Raw genomic sequence first — 19,906 nt, forward strand, 5'->3', positions numbered from 1 at the left:
TACCGTATGAAATTATCAGTTTGATTTTACGAGTACGTTTACCATGGTTACGACTCCAATTAACAAAATAAGCACCAAGGAAATGGTCTTGAATTTATCCTGTTCGATATAATGAAGAATTCGCTTTCCCGGATAAGTACCCGAAACTCCAATAACCAATAGAAACGGCAGATAAATGAGGTGTTCCTTATGGATATACCCATTATTGAAATAAACAAAGGTTCTAGTGAAATCTATGAAGAAATCTATAAAGGCGGAAGTTGCAATAAAGACACTCTTTTCCAAATTGAAAGCAGCCATGGTGAGGCCACGAATGGCACCTCCAGTTCCTAATAGCCCGGCGGAGAAGCCTGACAAAATTCCTCCAGTTACAGCATTATTTCTATCTGGACGTATAACAAGGTCTTTTTTGATTAGAAACAAAAGACTTAATGCTACCGAGAAAAACCGCTAGAATAATTTCTAAATAAAGACTATCAACGATTTTGGTCAGATATCCGCCTATGATAACAAATAGTACAGATGGAAGACCAATATGTAAAAGTAGTTTCTTGTCTAGCCCCTTTTTGAACAGAACGATTTTACTAATGTTGCTAAACAAGTGAAACAACGCGGTAAGACCAAGAACAAAATGAAAATCAAAAAAGAAATTGCCTATGGGAACAAAGAAAACGGAGGATCCAAAACCCCCAACTGTACCTACAATTTCAGCCACTAAGGCGAATAGCAAAAAGAGAGAATTTAATTTACCCACAGGATTGGTTTCGGGTTGATGGCATCAAGGGCAATTTACGTGATAAACGAGATATAACCACCATATGGATTGTAAAGATCTTCAATTTCGTTTTGTCTCAAATACCTTTTGGGTCCTGCCTGATGTCGCGTTATCTCAAATATACTTATGGGAACCATCGCATGAGGGCATTTTTTTGGATTGTCCACAGACACAATCATGAAAACCCTTTCCATCGAAAATACGGGATTTATATTTTTCAATTCTCGATGTTCTTGTTGCTGATTGCTTCGCGCCTGAAAAATAAAGTAAATATCCTTTTTGTCGACCTGGAGTAAGCTTTTCAAATGCAGTTTTGAGGTCCGAATCTTCTTCAAAGGCTCTTTGTAGTTCTTCGGGAAAATCCATTTCTTCCGGCATGCTGTATTCAACTTTTAACCCTGATTTTTCTATTTCAATAGCCTCAAAAATATAGGCCTTAATGACAGGCGTCAACCGGATGATTTCCTTTGTATCCGTAAATGGAGCCACACGGGCCGATTGTGTGTTTTCCCCTTGTTGTTTTAAAATACCGTTATCATCCTTTAACAGGCTTCCCTTAAAAAAACCAAGGCAGCAAAAATTTTTAAAGGGCCGAGAAGTGCGATATTCTTGCCCTTATGGGTATAACATGGATTGCGCCATTTGAATTCTTCTTCCAACCCACAATCAAGCAGTATTTTTCGAAGCTCGGTTAGTTCTTCGTGCCAGTTTTTTTGTCTTAAAAGAAAATCGGAGACTTTAGGATTCATCCCACCAAGTTAAAAATAATAGGACTATGCTTAACTATTGCTTATTGGTTTTTGAAAAACCCCGCTTCTCAGCTCTAATGCACCGGATTTAAGGTGCGTTAGTAAGTTGAGTAACTTTGGCTTGGTGGTTTCGCCCATAAGCACATTGAGGCCAATTTTAGGCGGATCATGTTCCTTTAGTCGGGCGACCAAAGATTCAAAAAATTCAATTCCAGCTAGTGTCTGGTCTGTTTCTCTTTCTAAAAGCAAACCCTTTGATAGCAGAATGTGGTCCATTTCCTCCGCAGTGATTAGAAAGCTTAGGTCTGAAGTACCCGCCCATGGCATGGGATAGGTAACGGGGGCAACCCCCTTTTTTAAAATATCGTAATAGAGGAAATAACCACCTGGTCTTAATACCCGAATGATTTCTGAATAAAGCTTCTCTTTGTCCGGAATGTTCATTTGAACGTGTTGCGTCCATACCACGTCAAAAGTGTTCTGCTCAAACGGCAGATTTGTAGCATCGCCTTGGATGAACGATGTTTTTTGAGCTAAACCGACCAATTTGGAAAGCTCCTTGGCCGTTCTAATGTATTCATTGCTTAAGTCAATTCCGGTCACACGGCAAGAATATTCATCGGCGAGCATCCTGCAGGGACCACCCAGGCCACAGCCCACATCGAGCACCGTCTTGTCTTTCATAGAAATACTAGCCGCAAGTTCTTTGGAGACAGCCGCTCCCCTTACGTGAAATTCATCAACTGCGGAAATATCCGCGCGACGAACTTGGCCCGTTTTGATACCCTGCTCTTGAAGTCGATTCAAAATATCTTCATAAAGGTCCGGTTGGTTATAATGTGCATTCAGCTTGAGTTCAAGGCCTTCCATAATATGAACTTTTTTGGCAAGTCTTTGGGCAGATAATACACCCTGTTGGTTATTACTACTAAAAGTAGCCCAATGGTTAAAATTAACACCCTTGCATCTAGGTAATTTAATATTCGGATACGGAAGCAACCTCTAATTTACGCATGGCCTCTCCCTCAACCAATTTATAACCGATTTGTCTAGTACCTCCGGTTGGAGCTGCATTTGTGTCTCCTGCTTTGTAGATAGGAAACCGATGAACCAACGTGTTTTCGATCAACGAGAATTCATCATGTCCCATATATCCCTGATTTATGTTTTTATTCTCTGAGATAGGAGGAAAGTATACTTGACTCATGGATTTCATATTGTTCACCGAAAATGCATACACCTTGCAGTAACTTCCACTTCCTTTCGATTGTGTAAACACTAAAAGTTCAGGGGAACCATCAGAATTAAGATCTTCAACCTCCGCATCGACCACTTCCTCACCCGTAATGGTAAAAGTTTCGTTATAATCTTTCCCGTCAAGACCAAAAGTATATATGGATAGGATGTTTCCCTTGTTTTTAGGCGCTGCGGAAACATTAAAGCCAATGCCCTGTAAATTCAGCACTTTGGAAAAGGAAGTAGGATCGACCTGGCTTTCGTCCAACGAGCCCTCTATTTTATTGTAGATTCCGGCCAAACTGGCCCCACCATTACAGAAAAAGGATAAGACAAATTCGTCCTCCGAGGATATTTCCAAAGCCCCTTCTGAAAAAGAGAATAAAATGTCGTTACCATCATAGACGGCCCTAAAGATGTTCCTCTTTTCTTTGTAAGCATTGGTGTCAAATGTACAGGTGGGTCTTTTCTTGTCCGCCCGGACCTTACAGAAACGGAAATACTGTTTTCATCCAATGTACGGATTGAGACCCCCACCCAATCGTATCCTTCGCTTCGTTTTGCATAGCTTTCGTCCGTATAATTTCCCTCTAGGATACTATTTTCCGGAGAAACGGTATCGGGCACCACTGTACTTGTTTCGGGTGCTTTTGTCTCTTTTGTGCCTTCCTTGCAGGCATTGAAGAGAAGGAATACCATGACAAGGAAAAGGATATTTCTCATAATACAGATAAATTGAAACGTTCCTTTGAAAGTACAAAAAATCTTCATTCAACTAGTGAAGAAGCTAGCTCACGGTACAATTTCCATTCGCCATCTACCTTCTTCAAAAGGACAAGAAAGGTGTCGCCCATTTCATGTACCGTTCCGTTTTCATCCGTATAGAAGGTTCGGCTTACCCCAAAATCATAAGCTATGGTGTCGGATAATATGACGGTTTCTTTTGGGGTCATGATAATACTGTCATATCGAAATTTGTTTCCATGTTGCTCCCTCAAGGCCCTATAGGCAATCCAATCCTCGCTGCCTGGACCAATGGAGATGAGATCCTTTGTTACAAAGCTTCCCAAATCCCCATACCGTTTCTCTTTTACGGTCTTTTGAAAAGAGGCCCTCATGTCTTCTATTTGGTCCAAATCTTCCTGGAAATTGGTTGTGATAGGTTTTTCCGTTTCTGTATCGACCTCAGAAGTCTTCTCCGCACAGGAAATCAGCAATACAGATGTTAAGAGAATAAAATAGTGTTTCATTTCGTGATTTTTTGGTTGTTTAAGCAATTGCTGGCCTTCTTTATTGAAAATTAAAATCTAAGATTTAGTATTGTTCAATTGAATAGGATTGCCTTTCTAGTATGATTTTTGGTTTGCAGGCAAAAAGTATTATTCAATAAGGTCCTTCCTACCATTTTTCCATATTGCATTTACATTTTTAAGGGCTGAAATATCTTCCAAAGGATTCTTTTCTAGGACAATAAACGTGGCACTTCCACCCTCTTTAACCTCCCCAATGGGCAAATCAAAAGCCTTTGCGGCATTTCCCGTGGCGCTTCGTAGAATTTCCAAATTGGAAAGCCCTGCTATTTTGTACAGATCTATCTCTAAAAAGTAATCCTCTCCAAAATCCATTTGGCCTTCTTGAGCATCTGTGCCAGCCACTATAGTAATGTTGCTATCATGGTATTTTTTTATGATTTCTGCCCTTTCTTTTGCATCCAATAAATTTTCAGTTACCCAATCCACTACAAAAGGCGGAAACCCCTCCATTGGCTTAAGTGCAATACCTCCCGTAGTAACCACGAAGGCGCCACTCCGTCCTAATTCTTCATAATAAGTATTGGGAATTGGAAATTCATCCTTATAGTCCAACATGTGAACAAAACCATCTGGTTTAAATTTTGCAATTTTCATCATCTCCTCCACAGAGTTAGCATGCACTACCACTTTGTACCCCTTTTTATGTGAGTACTGAATGAGTTGGTCTATTTGCTCATAATTTAGGGAGGGTGGAATGGGTTCGCCCATAAAACCTCGTGTGACATGAATTAGTTTAATATAATCCACACCATTGGCAATACGGCGGTCTACCCAGTCCTCAATGGATGTGGAGTCATTAATGGTTTCCATCTCTCGGACTAAACTGGGTTGGGTGCCCATTGGGAACGGTGGCGGCGTGTCCGGATCCGTAAAGTATGGAATAACCAATGGAATCCTTTGTGATTTTTTTCCAATTGGCCTCTCGCTCCTCCAATCCGGTATGCATATTTAGCAGGTATAGTATGCCAAAGGGATAGCCACTTTTTAAATCTTCCTCCTTAGACGCATGTACGTGGGCATTGACCAATCCGGGAATAATATATTTTCCTGCGCCGTCAATCAGGGAATCACCCTGAACCTCTTCTTTGGTGATTATTGCGATAGTATCATCATTTATGGCCAAGTTAACCCTTCCTTGGTCGGTTTGACCATCAAAGAGCCCAACGTTCTCGGATGACCAGGTCGTAGATTGCCGGTTCTGAACAAGATAGATTGATTAGTAGAAAAATGGCGGCAACAAAACGGTTTTTCATTTGTAATCGACTTTGCTTATTTTCTATTTTACTTTAAAGACTTTGAGCATGTTCTTGGTTGAAGCCTCGGGCACCTCCGAAATCAAGGCATAGGTGCCAGGCTCCAAGATGGCCGTAAAGTATCCGGTTTTACCGGCGGGCATATCATTGACACCACCTAAAAAGGTAAAGCCCTCCGGAACAGGGTCTATGAGCCCATCCAGATTCAGCCAGTTCATCCAGGTTTCAAGTTTTTTTGTATCCGCACCTTCTGATATCTGTACCAAATTCACGTCGTGCCCTTGAAAATGTTCGTGTTTTTTTTGGTCCGGATAGTTTACTGAGAACGTAAAGGTTCCTGCGCTAGACGGTGGTTCAAATGATATACCGGTTTCTCCGGAAATTGTAATGGAAATGTCCGCACTGGGTTCGGAAGGGGAGAAACTTCATCAGACACCACTAATACCTTATACATACCCATATTGGTATGGAACATACCGTTTGGCATTTTTACATAGCACTCCATGATATAGTATCCCGGATTCAATTTAAGAGTGGTCCGGGCGGTATGCCCTCCGGAAATCAGTCCAACACCACCCGGCCATACGGTGCCTCCATACCATTCTGGTATTTTTCCAAATGCGGCAAAAGCCTCATCATTTTTTCCTTCATATAAAAGGGTAATACCCTCGCCAAATGGGGGCAACAACTCTTCTTCAAACTCTTTAACGGTAATAGTGTCGATGGGGTCGTCTATTAAAATAAAATGGGGCTGGGAAGATTTATTTTGGTATTTCCAAGTGACCCAACCGGAGGGTATGGTATCCGGAGCCTGAAAATCCATATTATTGGTGATTACATCAATAACCGATGTTATTTCCTTTTGTTCCGGGATTTCTTCGGTTAGTTTTTTCTTTTCTTCTTTACAGGATTGGATGGCCAAAATGATGACTAGAAATAAAATTAGAGTCGATCTAGCACTGTTGAATCGAATTGGATTTTTCATGTTTTTAGTGGTTTAGTTGGTTATCAGGAGAAATTAATTGTTGTGTAGGGTTTCAAAAGCTATTTTCCATGAGTCGTCGGGTTGTCTGCGCCAGGCGACGATATAGGTGCCCACATTTTTAGTGGTATCCTGGGTTTGTTTGTTAATGAAAATCTCATTAAAACTGTTATAGGAAATCGCCATATCCTCTGAAGCTATAATAGTTGGTTCACCACGGGCCAACAGCTTAACATTGTATTTTTTATAGAGTCCACTCCAGTGTTGTCTTAAAGAGTCGGTTCTGTTTACTTCTATGGGTGAATCTGGATATATGTAGGTATAGGGGTCTTCATAAAAATCAATCCAGTCATAATCGAATCTGGAGTATACGGTATATAAACTGTCTACGTGCTCTTTGATTAAAGCTTTTAATTCTGCATCCGGGGTTTTAGTTTTTGTTTCTTGTATCTTCTCTTCTTCGCAGGCCGTTAAGTAGAAAAGTAAGGCACCCACAAGAAAAATCCGAGTGGTAATTATAGTTTTCATTTTAATAGGTTTTAGTTGGCTTTGGATATTTTGATTGGTGACAAACTCCTTTTAAAATGTAACAAAAATCATTGATTTATTGAGCTTTATACTGTGTCAATCGTTTGTTTTTGTGTGTAAATAGCACGCACACTAAAAATCGGCCCTTAATTATAATGAACGGTATTTTCATTTTGTTTATATTTTCTTACACAAGGGTGACTTAGGTTAAGTCGTTGGCTGACATTGTTTTATGGTCACTTGAATTTTAGGCCATCGTGGCATATAAACGCATCTTTAGTAACAAAACCATATTGTTTGCTACTAATAAAATGCTATGATTTTGTACATTCATTCAAATTAACTTTAAACCAAGGAAACATGGGAAATTTTATTTTAATACCGATAGTAATTATTTTAGGGCTTTTACTTCTGTCCTTTGTATTTATCGTAAAGCAGCAAACCGCGGCGGTTATAGAGACTTTTGGAAGGTTTAGCAGCATACGTCATTCACGGACTTCAGTTTAAGATTCCGTTTGTTCAAAGAATTGCGGGAAGATTGAGTTTAAAAATCCAACAATTGGATGTTATCATCGAAACCAAGACCTTGGATGATGTATTTGTAAGATTGAAGGTGTCCGTGCAGTATATGGTCATTAAGGATAAGGTATATGATGCATTCTATAAACTGGACTATCCCCATGAGCAAATTACATCATATGTTTTTGATGTAGTTCGAGCAGAGGTTCCTAAAATGAAATTGGACGATGTCTTTGTAAAAAAGGACGACATAGCCTTAGCTGTCAAGGCAGAACTAAATGACGCTATGTTGGAGTATGGGTTTGATATCATAAAGACTCTTGTTACGGACATTGATCCAGATCCACAAGTAAAGGCTGCGATGAACCGTATCAATGCATCGGAAAGGGAGAAAATCGCCGCCCAGTTTGAAGGTGATGCTGCTCGTATCCTTATTGTTGAAAAGGCAAAGGCAGAAGCGGAAAGCAAAAGGCTACAAGGGCAGGGTATTGCAGATCAGCGTCGTGAGATTGCCCGTGGCTTGGAGGAGTCCGTTGAGGTTTTGAACAAAGTGGGTATCAACTCCCAAGAAGCTTCGGCCTTGATTGTGGTGACGCAGCACTATGATACGTTGCAAAGTATAGGTGAAGAAACGAACACCAATTTAATTTTGTTGCCAAATTCGCCTCAAGCAGGCAGTGATATGCTAAACAATATGGTGGCTTCTTTTACGGCAAGTAACATGATAGGCGAGCAAATGAAGAAGAATCAGGGAACAAAACCCGATGAAAAAGGAAGAGCCTAAGATTAGATACTTTTCAATACTAAAATCAAAAGGCGCGATATTGAACTATCGCGCCTTTTGATTTATAAACAGATAATAATCAATATTCAACATTAATATACCTTTTGGTTTTAATCATTTTTTTGCTGAATCTTGGCCCAAGAATCACGAAGCCCTACCGTTCTATTAAAAATGAGGGTTTCTTTGGAAGACTCCTTGTCCACACAAAAATATCCCATACGCTGAAATTGAAAACGTTCTCCAGGTACCGCCTCCTTTAAACTTGGCTCCACATATCCTGTAATGATTTCCAAAGAGCTTGGGTTTATAAACTCCATAAAATCCTTGTCTTTTTGTGTGTCCGGACTCTCGTGGGTGAATAAACGATCATATAGACGGATTTCTGCTGGAATCGCGTGGGGTACGGAAACCCAATGCAGCGTTCCTTTAACTCTTCTCAAACTTTCAGGTGTACCACTTCCACTCTTACTTTTAGGGTCATAGGTGCATTGCACCTCAACAATATTCCCATCAGTATCTTTTGTACAGCTCTCAGCCTTAATAATGTAAGCGTTTTTTAACCGTACCTCTCCACCTAATTTTAGGCGAAAGAATTTTTTGTTGGCCTCCTCTTTGAAATCGTCCTTTTCAATATAGAATTCCTTCGAGAAAGGAACTTGCCTAAATCCTAAGGATTCGTCCTCAGGACTATTTTCTGCCTCTAGCCATTCTTCTTGTCCCTCGGGATAGTTGGTAATGACAACTTTTAGAGGATTCAGAACGCCCATAACCCTTGGAGTGGTTTTATTCAAGTTTTCGCGAACGTGAAATTCCAATAATGAAACGTCTATTAAGTTGTCCCTTTTGGCGATTCCGATGGTGTCGGCAAAATTCCTAATGGATTCCGGAGTGTAGCCCCTTCTTCGCATACCGAGAGATGGTTGGCATTCGAGGGTCGTCCCAACCGGTCACCACCTTTTCCGCTACCAGTTGCGCCAATTTTCGCTTACTTACCACAGTGTGGCTTAAATTTCTACGCGCAAATTCCCGCTGCTTGGGCCTTAACTTTTTCGGATCATATACTTGATCCAAAAACCAATCATACAGCTCCCTGTGGGGCAGAAACTCCAGAGTACAAAGAGAATGGGATACCTGCTCTATGTAGTCACTTTCGCCATGTGTCCAATCATACATTGGATATATACACCAATCGGTATTTGTTCTATGATGTGCTCGGTGTAGTACCCTATACATTATGGGGTCCCTCATAAGCATATTGGTCGCGGCCATATCTATTTTGGCCCTAAGAACGTGTGAGCCTTCTTTGTGCACACCCTTTTTCATCTCTTCGAAAAGCGCAAGATTTTCTTCAACGCTTCTATTTCTAAATGGGCTATTTGTTCCTGGTTCTGTCGGGGTACCTTTTTGAAGCGCCATTTCTTCAGAAGACTGACTATCCACATAGGCCTTACCGTCTTTTATAAGCTGCACTGCCCAATCGTATAACTGCTGAAAATAATCCGAAGCATACCTTTCGGTATCCCATCGAAAACCTAACCAAGAAACATCTTTTTTGATGGCATCCACAAATTCTTGCTCCTCTTTTGCCGGATTAGTATCGTCAAACCTCAAGTTTACAGGCGCTTCGTACCGAAGACCTAAACCAAAATTCAGACAAATGGAGCTTGCATGGCCAATATGTAGGTAGCCATTTGGCTCCGGAGGAAACCGAAACCGTAAATCGCTCTTGGAGTAACTGTTTTCAAGATCTTCCTCTATGATTTGTTCAATAAAATTTAAAGACTTGGATGTCTCGCTCATGGTATGATTTTTCAAGCTACAAAAGTAGCAAAATTGCCGAAAAACCTAAGATTAAAATAGGCTCACCCTGTATAAAATGCATTTCACAACAATTTTAATCTTTGCCACAACAATAAATTCCCTACGCGCGTTATTAGAGTCATATTTGTTTTGAGTACCAAAGGTTTAAGGTGAACGACCTACAACATCACTATCATTTGGGGCACAAAACTACACATCACTATGAAAAAAAATTACAAATCTTACTACTTGACCGCAATCATTGTATTCATGGGCATCCTACAGCTCTCCGCACAGGCAATTGTTATCAATGCCCCGGAACCTGCGGATAATCCAAATTTGGCAGGAAACTCGGTTTGGGGATATATTTGCGCCGGTAATGGCGGTTTTAACGAGTATTTCGTAAATATTACTTGGGCAGGTACGGCAAATGCCGGAAACCAGTTTATTCTTGAACTTTCAGATGCCAGTGGTAGTTTTTCGTCTCCAACGACGCTCGCCACAATTACAGATAAGAATTCAACTAACGACTTTGACGTTAGTTTTGCAATTCCCAGCGACACAAGAGGCCTTGGCTACAAGATGAGGGTAAGAAGTACAGATCCTGTGAAGATTGGTACTGCATCACCTGGATACAATATGTATTACATGGACATTACCAGCAACTTGAACATAAGCGAACTAGGCGATGGTGTGCCTCCAGGAAGTGTTTGTGCCACTGGCCCCATTACGCTGCAAGTTGATAATATTCCCAACCCGGAAACCTATCAGTATATTTGGTATAGGAGCGGAACCCTTTTGACCGGAGAGACGGGCCACACCTTGAACGTGACCCGGAGTGGTATGTATAATGCCTATGTGGATTATGGATCTAATTGTACAGGTTACGGAAACACAGATTCAAATATAGTGGATGTGACAATAGGCGGAACAGGTGCAGGAATCGCTATTAATACTCCGAGTAAAACCATTTTGTGTAGTACGGATACAGAAACATTGTCCATTGACCAAACAGACCCATCTTGGAGTTATCAGTGGTATAAAAACGACGTGGCTATTTCCGGTGCGGTTGGAACTACATATACTGTCAATGGTGGAGTTGTTGGATTCGAAGGGGATTACGCCGTTGAAATATCTCGGCACAGGTATTTGTACCGAGCGGTCTGCAACAGTAACCATGAACAATCCTGGTTCCTATAGCGTTACTAGGGTCAATCCCGCAAATGTAGTCGTACTTCCAACGCAACCACAAACGTTGTCCGTCACAACGGATGCAAGTTCGCCTACCTATAAATGGTTTAAAAATGGCGTTGAGGTTACAGGAGAAACCAGTAGCACATTTAACATTACCGAAGCAGGCAACTATTATGCACAAGTAACCGAAACCGGAGGAACCTGTGGCAGTACAAGTAAAAACTCGGAAACAACGGTGGTGGTTACCCCAGCTTCGTTTGAAATAATACTTGATTATGCAGATAATTATACTTCTTGCGTTTCTACCAGCACAGTACTTGAAGTCGTTACCATAAATGCGGTGGCATCTGGTGGTACTAAAACGGATGTTACTGCGAGTCTTGTGGATGCCTTTGCCTATCAGTGGCAAAAGGATGGAACTGACGTACCTGGTCAGACAGGCAAATCCATTAGCTTGGCTTCTAACTTGGAAAATGGAAACTATAGGGTAAATGCGACCATTGATTCCTATAATGAAACTTCCAACACCTTGGCCGTACAATTATTGACCAGTGATACAGTTACTATAAATAGTACAAGTACTGTTTATTGTAGTTCAAGCGATGTTGTAACACTAAGTTCGTCCTTGGATTTGGCCTCGGAATCGTATGAATGGCAAATGGATGGTACCTCCGTAAGCACCACGGATACGGTCTTGAATGTAACTTCAACCGGAACATACCGCTTGGTCTTGGATAGGGATGGGTGTCAATTAATTTCCAATGAAATTACAATTTCCCCCTTGGATGAAAACCTTATTACTTTGGAGCCGTCCGGAAACTTGGTAATCCCGGAGGGGACTACAAGAACTGTAACTGCCTCTCGGAGGAACGGCATACCGATGGATGGATGGAAACAATACCGAAATAAGCACCTCTGACAATGCCTCCATTACGGAGCCTGGAACGTATACACTTATTGCAAGTATAGACAATTGTGATATTGTAAAACAATTTGAGGTATCCATATTGGATACGTTCAAGGTTCCCAATGTAATTACGGTGAATGGCGATGGAATAAACGATCAATGGGTAATTCCTAATTCATATTCCAACAGGGCCGACGTAAACGTAATTATTTACAATGGGCAAGGAGAAGAAGTGCTTAATGAATTTGAATATAAAAACAATTGGCCACAGACCTCAACTGCTTTTACCAAGCAGAACATGGTGTTCTATTACAAGATACGGAACGCCAACGAGGTGCTGAAACAAGGCACGATTACCGTAATACGCTAAAACCAAACATGCTACCTAAAAAACGTATACTGCTTTTATTTGTACTTCTTGCCCTTGGGTTTACAAAGACCCAAGCGCAGGAAGACAATCCTTATTTTGGGTACGAGGTACCTTCCCAAAACTTGTTAAAATATAATCGGTTTTTAATCAACCCTACCTTTTCAACGGTTAGGGAGGACAAATCGTACATTAACCTTCTGCACAGAAACCAAGCGGTACAATTTGATGACAATAACCAGAATTATTTCTTAAGTTATAGTGGTAGAATTAGTGACCGTACGGGGTTGGGATTAAGTTTGTATACCCAGCGTTTAGGGGCATTAAGTAATTATGGAGTCTTGGCAAATTATGCCTATGGAGTAAAATTGAGCGAAAAAAGTAATTTTACTTTTGGAGCTAATTTATCCTATTACAATAGCGGTTTTGATGAAGGAAGGGCCACTACTGTGGAACAAGATCCTTTCTTGGCCGGATTCCAAGACCGAGAACCTATTATCGTTTCAACCTGGTTTCAACCTTTCTTATGGTAATTTCGACATTGGTGCTTTCGCTGAAAACCTTTTTGACTATAATTTAAAGACCAGTGAATCGCTAACGGATTTCAGTAATAAAACATACTCCGGACACCTACAATATACCCATCAGTTTAAAAATACCTCGGGATTTTGGAAGCAGGACGTTTGATGCCTTTGGCTAGGGTACGAATGGATGGTGAGGATGATAACCTGACCTTGGGTGGAAGTCTAATTTTAGATCTTCCCAAAATAGGATGGATTCAAGGAGGGTATGACAGTTTTTATGGTGCCGCTGCGGGGGTGGGCTTTAACCTGAACCAAAGGATTTCGCTAGGCTATACAATGGAGAAAGGGCTAACTAACAACTTCGATAACTTTGGTCTTACACATGAAATATCATTCGCCTATTCCTTTACGCCAAACCTAACTGAAGATAGGGTAATGCTTGAGGATGACAATTTTGATGACTTGGTGGAGAATAATATCGAACCGGAGAATATCGCTACCAATGAGGAAATTGAGGAGCTGAAAAGAAAGTTGGCCGAAAACGATGCTATTATAGAAGAGTTAATGTTTCGTCAGGATTCACTGGAATCTAACAGACAGGCGGATTTAGAGCGTAGGTTCAATATGGTTATGCGAATGATCCGGAACGAGACCGATGGGCAACGACCAGATTTGGAGAAAAGAGCTGAGGAAATTTTTAAGGGAGATGATTCTGATATGAAATTGGCATCGGCCAGGAATACGGAAAATGAAAGGGTTCAAGATAACCCAAATACCAATCAGAATAATATCCAAAAGGATGCATTGGTAACCAACACTAAACCATCTAGGAATATCAATGAAACCAATGTTCCTGAGTCATCTCCAAAAGAAAGCATAACTGTTGCTCCGGATGCGATTTCAAATAATGTAGCTTCAGCTGAGAATAACGCTGAGAAAAGCATTATTAAGGAAGATGCCAAGAGAGACGTTCTTGCCTATAATCCACCTAAAAGAAACTCTGTAAAACAAGAGCAGGAGAAACCTGTGGTTCAGGACAGGGTAAAAAGTAGAAAATTCAATGACCTGCCAAATGTTACCGATGGCTACTATGTAGTGGCCAATGTATACAAGGGCGGTCAATACCTAGATAAGTTTTTGAATACCTTGGAATCTAGGGGAATTAATGCCAATTACATTGACAATCCCAACAACGGCTTAAAATATGTATACCTTGAACGATACGATTCTTGGGAAGAAGCCGTAGCTGCTCATGACACTAATTTTAACGGAGCATATGAAGGCAACACATGGATAATGAACGTGGAGAACAGATATTCCAATGAGGCCTATGTAAACAATGTAAATAAGCTAAGGGAAAAATCCTCGAAATATGATACGGACGTACTTCAAAAAAATGTAGTGGAGCAGGATAAAGTGGCTTCTAATAATACGGAACCCAAAAATTACGAGATTGATGGTATTGGGTCCGGATATTATATTATTGCAAACGTATTTGCAAACCCTAAAAATGCCAATAGATTTGTGGCCCTATTAAACTCCTATGGTCTTAGTGCCAGTTATTTCATCAACCCGTAAAATAATTGGAGATACGTATACCTAAAAAGACATGATTCTTGGACAAACGCATTAATTTCTTATTACTCCAAGATAAATGATGCCTACGATGAAAAAATGTGGATTATGAGGGTATCACCAGGACAAATGGCATAAAGCCCTAAAAAGAACTAAAAAATGACCAAGGGGATACTGTTTTCTTTAGTCCTTTTTTGCGTTTTTAAGTTAACAAAGAACCGTTGGCAATCATATTAATTCATTTTTTATAGTCTGATATTTTTACTAAAAAACATCTTTAGCCAAATCCAAAAATGATGTTTTTTCGAAATTGATCAATCTTTGCCATTCCTGTAAAACACTTGGATTTCACTGATATTTTTAGCCTTTTTAACAAGTATCCAAAATTAGGGAAATTGCGAAAAATGGAGGATTTGTATTCTTCTAACCATCAACAAACCTCTTTTCACAACATATAGCCATCAGACTACAACATTAAATTCCACACCTTCTTAGTATGGACAATCTTTGTTATTGGTGTATTCCGTGGTGTTAGGATCAAAAATCATTTCGGAAGACCGAGAAGAACAAAGTACTATGATCAAACTGACTACTCTTTTTAGATTGACCAAACCAAAATTTAAAATGAAAGCATCTTTCTTGAAGCTTTCCCTATCTGTCATTTTTTTAGCACTAGGAATCTTTACAACATTTGCACAGGTAAAAAATGATTTTGAGGTTAGATATTCGGCAGACATAAGAGGCGAACTAACTTTTGCAGGAAACAATATTGTTAACAGACAGACTCAAGAAGAAACAAGACGGGAATGGCAGTTCATTAACGGAAGGTGGAGAAGGGTAACTGTTACGATTCCGGCCGCATCTCCAAATGACCCTTATAATTTGACGGGTAGCTCATCTGAGTATAATGATAACCTGGACATGCAATATATTGATGTAGATAGCGATCCAAGTACGTTTAGTTCTAGCAGTGCAATACTAACGGTTCCGGATCCTTCTTGTACCTTAATTAGATATGCCGGCCTATATTGGTCCGCAGTCTATGTTAATTCAGATAGAAGCAATATTGAAAATATTAGGTTTAGGGTACCAGGTGGTACGTATCAAGATATTACTGCCGACGAAATTTTGTTCGATGGTGATGGCGATGCAGACTTTGGTTATTATAGCCCATACGCTGCCTATAGGGATGTTACGAACATTCTTACTGCGTTACCGAGACCCAAATGGTGAATATACCGTGGCAAATATTAGGGCAAGCTCAGGAAGTAATATCCAAGGGGGCATTTCAGGGGGATGGAAATTGGTTGTGGTATACGAAAACCCCAACCTTCCAGGCAGTAGATACATCACAACCTTTGATGGGTATGCAGGTATAGCATCCGGTCAAACAGTTGATATTCCAGTAAGTGGATTTACAAGTTTACCAGCTCCATTCCCAGTAAACGCAAAGATTGGAGTGGCTGCTCTTGAAGGGGATAACAGAATTTCCGGGGATGGCCTTGCCATAGATGCCTTTGGGGGAGGAGTTTTTACTCCTTTATCTAATTCTGTAAATCCAGCAACCAACTTCTTCAATTCTAACATTACCGTAAATGATGTTCTTGTAACCGATAGAACACCAAATAGCGTAAATACACTGGGTTGGGATGTAGATTTATTTGAAATCAATAACCAGTTTAATAATGTAATTCCTAATGATGCTACTAGTGCCGTACTAAGGGCAAGTTCTACACAGGATAAATACGATATCTTCTTTACTTCCTTCGATATAGAAATCATTGCACCGAATATTGTATTGGAGAAACGCGTAAACACACCTGGAGGGGTAGATATTACTGGACAGGGAGTAAATTTAGGTCAAGTATTGGATTACGTTTTATCCTTTCAAAATATTGGAAATGATGATGCGGACAATTATACCATTCGAGATGTCCTACCAGTAAATGTTTCTCCGCCTGACGGCAGAACAGACTTTATTCCATCTGATTTTTCGTTACCTCCAGGGGTAACTTATGTATATACGCCAGCTTCAAGGGAAGTTATTTTTTCGATCCCGAATAATCTGGTAGAAGAGGATGGATCTGAATATTCTATTCGTATGCGGGTTCAAGTTGCAGAAAATTGTTTCGATTTTATAGATGCCTGTTCGGATTTGATTCAGAATTTGGCCTACTCTTCATATCAAGGAGTTGAAAATACCGCTATGGTTACAGATGACCCCAGTGTTACCGACTTTAATGCTTGTGGCTTTGTGGTTCCTGGGGCTACGAACTTCCTATTGGATGACCTTTCCGACTGTAATTTTGAACGTACAGTAGAACTATGTGGAAGTTCGGCAATATTGAATGCTGGTGATGGCTTTGACGAATATATATGGGTAAGGGACGATAACGGAAACAATCAATTTGACGCGACCGATACGGTTATTACCGATGGCGACCCGGATAATGACCCAAGCACCATCGTTGTTACTCAGGTTGGCACTTATATTGTTGATAAGATTGTCGCAGATCCCTGTAAGGGATTTAAGGAGATTATTACGGTAACTCCTTATGGTGCCGGGTTAATTCCAAACCCAATCATTGAGCTCATGGATGCTGTAAATAACGATACAGATCCATACAATGATATTCCAGGTGAAATAGTGCAATGTAGTGTGGACAATGCCCTCCTACCTAAATTATTTTTGTGTGGAGCTGCTGACACTAAAGATTTACAGGTCAACATCATTGACGCACAATCCATTGTTTGGGAACAGTTGGACGAAGGTAGTTGTACCCCTTCCGGGGATGATTGTGCTAATAGGGCATTGACGTGTACTTGGAATCAAGTGGCTTCAGGAAATAATTATACGGCAAATACCGAAGGTCAGTTCCGCTTATCTGTCACCTATCAAAATGGCTGTACGAGCCGTTTCTACTTCAATGTTTTCAGAAACAACCTGGACATCCAATACACAAAGGAAGATATTATTTGCGCCAATCCAGGAAATATCACGATTACAAATTTGGGGAACGGTTATGGGTATCAATTGGTAAATGACGACAATGATACTGTAGTAATTCCTTTTAGTGCCAATAATGGGCCTAGTTTTGATTTTAATGCAGGAGAAAATGGCAGTTATGTAGTAGAAGTTACACAGTTGGATCTTAATGGGGATCCTATTAACAATGCTTGTATTTTTAGAACTCCGGTTATTGGGGTTTTGGATAGGGATGTAACTTTTGATGTATCCCATATGGATCCCAACTGTATCTCATTGGGAAGCATCAACATTCAAATAAATAATGCCGAACCCAATTATGAATATGAACTTCGTCCGGACGATGGTTCCAATGGCGGACAAGGGACTTTGATCGATGACGAAACAGCACAAACCAGTAATGACTACACTTTTCAGGGATTAAACCCCGGAGATTATATCGTCATAGCAAGAACTGCGGATGGCTGCAGCTTTACTGAACAGGTAACATTAGTAGACACGAATAACCTAGAAATAGAGGCAAGGGTGTCTCAACATATCACCTGTAGGGAAGGTAATATTCTAATGAGTTCCTCCGGGGGCCAAACTCCCCATAGATACGCAATTTGATCCTATGAAGATGAAACAGGTACTGTAGTTACTTCATACCCAACACCTCAGGATATACCGGCGACCGAATTCCAGTCCAGTCAAATCTTTGATATCTACAATCCTGGTAATTATACATTTGTTGTTGTGCATCGCAATAATTGTTTTGCGTTTTCCAATACGGTACCCATCGAATTTAGGCCGGCAGCTGAGTTTTCCGGCGCTACCATTGAAGATCAAGCCTGCTTTGGTGACCCTTCAGGGTCTATTCAAATGAATCTTTTGGACGACAACGGGTATCAGCTAACCTATTATTTATTCGATTTCGATATTCCTCAAATAGATGTCATTAATGACAATTTTAATATAAATGATGCTATTGCCGCAAATGCTTCCGGTTATTTTGGAAACTTAATGCCGAGATGACTACACTATTGTGGTCAATATGCGCAAAGGCAGTGCTGATTGTAACTATCCATATTACCATACAGTAAATGGTCCCTACAAGTGCCTTGTATGCCGAATCGGCACTAATACAGGATTATTCATGTTTACAAGACGGTATTATTGAGGCGCAAAATGTTTCAGGAGGAACCGCCCCATATAGTTATAGTATCGATGGGGTAAACTTCATTCCGATTCGACCCCAAATGCACACAGGTTCGAAAATTTAACCCCCGGCACATATACCATTACGGTTAGGGATGCGGCCAATTGTACAACGCTAACGGATCCTATCGTTATAAATCCAACGGACACACCAACAGACCTGACCTTTGTGGCCACGCAGATTACCTGTCCGGCTCAGACCGTAGACCTCCAGGTAACGGCTGTGGACGGAACCGCTCCATTCGTTTTTGAAATAGTAGCACCTTCCTCTATAAGTGCGGACACTACTTCGGCAATACGGCAGATTTTAATGGGTTGGCACCTGATACCTACACGGTAAGGGTAACAGATGTAGACGGATGTTTTTATGAAGAGAACTACACCATAATGCCCATTGTTCCTATAACCATGAGTGGTTCTACCATAGTTCCTGTTACTTGTTTTGGGGCTACGGATGGTACGGTACAGTTCAACGTTAATTACCAAGTTGGACAAAATTTCACCTATACCGTAACCGATTCATTCCGGCACCGTGGCAACGGGTGGGGTACAGGCAAGCATAAGCCTACCAAACTTAGGTGCTGGTGATTATACCTTGGACATTGTAGATACGGACACCAATTGTAATTACAGTACAACATATACGTTAGAAGGTCCGCCTTCAGCTTTAACAGTAGCGGCTCCCAATGTTACCCAGCCAACCTGTTTGAATGATGGAAGCGTAATCGTTTCTGCCATGGGTGGATGGGGAAGTTATGTATACACGTTGGTGAATCCGGACACCTCTGTATTTGGCACCAATACTAATGGTTCATTTACCGGTCTTACACAGGGAGGCACCTATACAGGTACTGCAACGGACGCTAATAATTGCGTTGTCCCCTTTACATTTGATTTAAGTCCCGCAACTGCTCCAGTACTTGCCTTAACGCCCAACAATATTTGTTATGACGATGCGGTAGGTTTGACTATTACTGCTAACGTTACTTCGGCGGGGACGGCAATTTTGAATATAATATCAATGGTGGATCCTACAGTACTTCCAATACATTTACAGGTCTTGCCCCAGGAACCTATACCATAAACGTTAGAGATGGAAATAGCTGTACGGATACCCAAACAATAACTATTGACCCGGAATTAAGCGTTATTGCCAGTGCGGCAAACATTTCAGCTTGTGCTACGGATACAGATATAGACATAACAGCTGCTGGTGG

Annotated in this window: 25 protein-coding genes and 3 pseudogenes; 14 read left to right on the top strand and 14 right to left on the bottom strand. The window is 40.7% G+C overall.

Annotated features, from left to right (window positions below):
• Positions 1–15: 15 nt before the first annotated feature.
• From NYZ99_RS22515 to NYZ99_RS20025, 13 genes and pseudogenes are all read right to left on the bottom strand, one after another.
• Positions 16–423 carry a TSUP family transporter gene (locus tag NYZ99_RS22515; protein ID WP_338039164.1) on the bottom strand — a complete coding sequence of 136 codons (408 nt, stop codon included), beginning with the start codon at positions 421–423 and terminating at the stop codon, positions 16–18.
• A complete protein-coding gene (locus NYZ99_RS22520; protein WP_338039165.1) occupies positions 383–754 on the bottom strand; it encodes a TSUP family transporter in 372 nt (123 codons plus the stop codon). The genes NYZ99_RS22515 and NYZ99_RS22520 overlap by 41 nt, the downstream gene beginning before the upstream one ends.
• 135 nt (positions 755–889) lie before the next feature.
• On the bottom strand, positions 890–1,153 hold the full coding sequence (locus tag NYZ99_RS22525) for a YdeI/OmpD-associated family protein (protein WP_420845238.1): 264 nt from the start codon (positions 1,151–1,153) through the stop codon (positions 890–892).
• Positions 1,154–1,249: 96 nt separating this feature from the next.
• A pseudogene (locus NYZ99_RS22530) lies at positions 1,250–1,524 on the bottom strand (DUF1801 domain-containing protein); the annotation flags it as partial.
• A 30-nt stretch (positions 1,525–1,554) separates the two neighbouring features.
• Entirely contained in the window at positions 1,555–2,394 is an 840-nt protein-coding gene (locus NYZ99_RS19985) for a class I SAM-dependent methyltransferase (RefSeq protein WP_260572820.1), read from the bottom strand.
• 106 nt (positions 2,395–2,500) lie between these two features.
• Positions 2,501–3,121, bottom strand: a complete 621-nt coding sequence (locus NYZ99_RS19990) for a PliI family lysozyme inhibitor of I-type lysozyme (protein WP_260572821.1) — start codon at positions 3,119–3,121, stop codon at positions 2,501–2,503.
• Entirely contained in the window at positions 3,037–3,483 is a 447-nt protein-coding gene (locus NYZ99_RS19995; protein ID WP_260572822.1) for a hypothetical protein, read from the bottom strand. The genes NYZ99_RS19990 and NYZ99_RS19995 overlap by 85 nt, the downstream gene beginning before the upstream one ends.
• 44 nt (positions 3,484–3,527) lie before the next feature.
• Positions 3,528–4,010 carry a YybH family protein gene (locus NYZ99_RS20000; protein ID WP_260572823.1) on the bottom strand — a complete coding sequence of 161 codons (483 nt, stop codon included), beginning with the start codon at positions 4,008–4,010 and terminating at the stop codon, positions 3,528–3,530.
• Between the two features lie 129 nt (positions 4,011–4,139).
• Complete coding sequence (locus NYZ99_RS20005) at positions 4,140–4,883, bottom strand: amidohydrolase family protein (RefSeq protein ID WP_260572824.1); 744 nt, start codon at positions 4,881–4,883, stop codon at positions 4,140–4,142.
• Entirely contained in the window at positions 4,870–5,196 is a 327-nt protein-coding gene (locus NYZ99_RS20010; RefSeq protein WP_260572825.1) for a hypothetical protein, read from the bottom strand. Before NYZ99_RS20010 ends, NYZ99_RS20005 begins: the two co-directional genes overlap by 14 nt.
• A gap of 153 nt (positions 5,197–5,349) precedes the next feature.
• Positions 5,350–5,598 carry a hypothetical protein gene (locus tag NYZ99_RS20015; RefSeq protein WP_260572826.1) on the bottom strand — a complete coding sequence of 83 codons (249 nt, stop codon included), beginning with the start codon at positions 5,596–5,598 and terminating at the stop codon, positions 5,350–5,352.
• Between the two features lie 44 nt (positions 5,599–5,642).
• The gene (locus NYZ99_RS20020; RefSeq protein ID WP_260572827.1) at positions 5,643–6,311 is read right to left on the bottom strand and encodes a hypothetical protein; all 669 of its coding nucleotides are present in this window, start codon (positions 6,309–6,311) and stop codon (positions 5,643–5,645) included.
• Positions 6,312–6,344: 33 nt separating this feature from the next.
• On the bottom strand, positions 6,345–6,836 hold the full coding sequence (locus tag NYZ99_RS20025) for a YybH family protein (RefSeq protein ID WP_260572828.1): 492 nt from the start codon (positions 6,834–6,836) through the stop codon (positions 6,345–6,347).
• Between the two features lie 360 nt (positions 6,837–7,196).
• Between NYZ99_RS20025 and NYZ99_RS20030 the strand changes: the two are divergent.
• Positions 7,197–8,139, top strand: a pseudogene (locus NYZ99_RS20030) (SPFH domain-containing protein).
• Between the two features lie 110 nt (positions 8,140–8,249).
• On the opposite strand, the pseudogene NYZ99_RS20035 reads toward NYZ99_RS20030, so the two are convergent.
• Positions 8,250–9,939, bottom strand: a pseudogene (locus NYZ99_RS20035) (glutamine--tRNA ligase/YqeY domain fusion protein).
• 222 nt (positions 9,940–10,161) lie between these two features.
• On the opposite strand from NYZ99_RS20035, the gene NYZ99_RS20040 reads away from it, so the two are divergent.
• The 13 genes from NYZ99_RS20040 to NYZ99_RS20090 all read left to right on the top strand — a co-directional run bounded on the left by NYZ99_RS20040 (position 10,162) and on the right by NYZ99_RS20090 (position 19,773).
• The gene (locus NYZ99_RS20040; protein ID WP_260572829.1) at positions 10,162–11,139 is read left to right on the top strand and encodes a hypothetical protein; all 978 of its coding nucleotides are present in this window, start codon (positions 10,162–10,164) and stop codon (positions 11,137–11,139) included.
• Positions 11,042–12,052, top strand: coding sequence for a hypothetical protein (locus NYZ99_RS20045; RefSeq protein ID WP_260572830.1), 1,011 nt, complete (start codon positions 11,042–11,044; stop codon positions 12,050–12,052). The genes NYZ99_RS20040 and NYZ99_RS20045 overlap by 98 nt, the downstream gene beginning before the upstream one ends.
• Positions 12,018–12,410, top strand: coding sequence for a gliding motility-associated C-terminal domain-containing protein (locus tag NYZ99_RS20050; protein ID WP_260572831.1), 393 nt, complete (start codon positions 12,018–12,020; stop codon positions 12,408–12,410). Before NYZ99_RS20045 ends, NYZ99_RS20050 begins: the two co-directional genes overlap by 35 nt.
• A gap of 8 nt (positions 12,411–12,418) precedes the next feature.
• Positions 12,419–12,940 (top strand): PorP/SprF family type IX secretion system membrane protein, encoded by a 522-nt coding sequence (locus NYZ99_RS22535; RefSeq protein ID WP_420845150.1) that lies wholly within the window; start codon positions 12,419–12,421, stop codon positions 12,938–12,940.
• Positions 12,837–13,094 carry a type IX secretion system membrane protein PorP/SprF gene (locus NYZ99_RS23115; RefSeq protein ID WP_420845151.1) on the top strand — a complete coding sequence of 86 codons (258 nt, stop codon included), beginning with the start codon at positions 12,837–12,839 and terminating at the stop codon, positions 13,092–13,094. The genes NYZ99_RS22535 and NYZ99_RS23115 overlap by 104 nt, the downstream gene beginning before the upstream one ends.
• Complete coding sequence (locus tag NYZ99_RS22540) at positions 13,076–14,509, top strand: type IX secretion system membrane protein PorP/SprF (protein ID WP_338039168.1); 1,434 nt, start codon at positions 13,076–13,078, stop codon at positions 14,507–14,509. The genes NYZ99_RS23115 and NYZ99_RS22540 overlap by 19 nt, the downstream gene beginning before the upstream one ends.
• 513 nt (positions 14,510–15,022) lie before the next feature.
• A complete protein-coding gene (locus NYZ99_RS20060; protein WP_260572832.1) occupies positions 15,023–15,739 on the top strand; it encodes a hypothetical protein in 717 nt (238 codons plus the stop codon).
• Entirely contained in the window at positions 15,696–18,101 is a 2,406-nt protein-coding gene (locus tag NYZ99_RS20065) for a hypothetical protein (protein ID WP_260572833.1), read from the top strand. Before NYZ99_RS20060 ends, NYZ99_RS20065 begins: the two co-directional genes overlap by 44 nt.
• A 126-nt stretch (positions 18,102–18,227) precedes the next feature.
• Entirely contained in the window at positions 18,228–18,506 is a 279-nt protein-coding gene (locus NYZ99_RS20070) for a hypothetical protein (protein ID WP_260572834.1), read from the top strand.
• 68 nt (positions 18,507–18,574) lie between these two features.
• Positions 18,575–18,754 carry a SprB repeat-containing protein gene (locus NYZ99_RS20075; protein ID WP_260572835.1) on the top strand — a complete coding sequence of 60 codons (180 nt, stop codon included), beginning with the start codon at positions 18,575–18,577 and terminating at the stop codon, positions 18,752–18,754.
• A 104-nt stretch (positions 18,755–18,858) separates the two neighbouring features.
• Positions 18,859–19,029 (top strand): hypothetical protein, encoded by a 171-nt coding sequence (locus tag NYZ99_RS20080; protein WP_260572836.1) that lies wholly within the window; start codon positions 18,859–18,861, stop codon positions 19,027–19,029.
• A complete protein-coding gene (locus NYZ99_RS20085) occupies positions 19,005–19,277 on the top strand; it encodes a hypothetical protein (RefSeq protein WP_260572837.1) in 273 nt (90 codons plus the stop codon). The genes NYZ99_RS20080 and NYZ99_RS20085 overlap by 25 nt, the downstream gene beginning before the upstream one ends.
• On the top strand, positions 19,222–19,773 hold the full coding sequence (locus tag NYZ99_RS20090) for a hypothetical protein (protein ID WP_260572838.1): 552 nt from the start codon (positions 19,222–19,224) through the stop codon (positions 19,771–19,773). The genes NYZ99_RS20085 and NYZ99_RS20090 overlap by 56 nt, the downstream gene beginning before the upstream one ends.
• Positions 19,774–19,906: the final 133 nt, after the last annotated feature.

It is taken from the genome of Maribacter litopenaei (assembly GCF_025244665.1).
Classification (GTDB): domain Bacteria; phylum Bacteroidota; class Bacteroidia; order Flavobacteriales; family Flavobacteriaceae; genus Maribacter; species Maribacter litopenaei.

Bases quoted from the DNA above. Each gene is read 5' to 3' on its own strand.
- NYZ99_RS22525 (WP_420845238.1), bottom strand. From the start codon at position 1,153: ATGCCGGAAGAAATGGATTTTCCCGAAGAACTACAAAGAGCCTTTGAA.
- NYZ99_RS19985 (WP_260572820.1), bottom strand. From the start codon at position 2,394: ATGGAAGGCCTTGAACTCAAGCTGAATGCACATTATAACCAACCGGAC.
- NYZ99_RS19995 (WP_260572822.1), bottom strand. From the start codon at position 3,483: ATGAGAAATATCCTTTTCCTTGTCATGGTATTCCTTCTCTTCAATGCC.
- NYZ99_RS20000 (WP_260572823.1), bottom strand. From the start codon at position 4,010: ATGAAACACTATTTTATTCTCTTAACATCTGTATTGCTGATTTCCTGT.
- NYZ99_RS20005 (WP_260572824.1), bottom strand. From the start codon at position 4,883: ATGGAAACCATTAATGACTCCACATCCATTGAGGACTGGGTAGACCGC.
- NYZ99_RS20020 (WP_260572827.1), bottom strand. From the start codon at position 6,311: ATGAAAAATCCAATTCGATTCAACAGTGCTAGATCGACTCTAATTTTA.
- NYZ99_RS20025 (WP_260572828.1), bottom strand. From the start codon at position 6,836: ATGAAAACTATAATTACCACTCGGATTTTTCTTGTGGGTGCCTTACTT.
- NYZ99_RS20040 (WP_260572829.1), top strand. From the start codon at position 10,162: ATGAAAAAAAATTACAAATCTTACTACTTGACCGCAATCATTGTATTC.
- NYZ99_RS20050 (WP_260572831.1), top strand. From the start codon at position 12,018: ATGGATGGAAACAATACCGAAATAAGCACCTCTGACAATGCCTCCATT.
- NYZ99_RS22535 (WP_420845150.1), top strand. From the start codon at position 12,419: ATGCTACCTAAAAAACGTATACTGCTTTTATTTGTACTTCTTGCCCTT.
- NYZ99_RS23115 (WP_420845151.1), top strand. From the start codon at position 12,837: ATGAAGGAAGGGCCACTACTGTGGAACAAGATCCTTTCTTGGCCGGAT.
- NYZ99_RS20065 (WP_260572833.1), top strand. From the start codon at position 15,696: ATGTTACGAACATTCTTACTGCGTTACCGAGACCCAAATGGTGAATAT.
- NYZ99_RS20075 (WP_260572835.1), top strand. From the start codon at position 18,575: ATGGTCCCTACAAGTGCCTTGTATGCCGAATCGGCACTAATACAGGAT.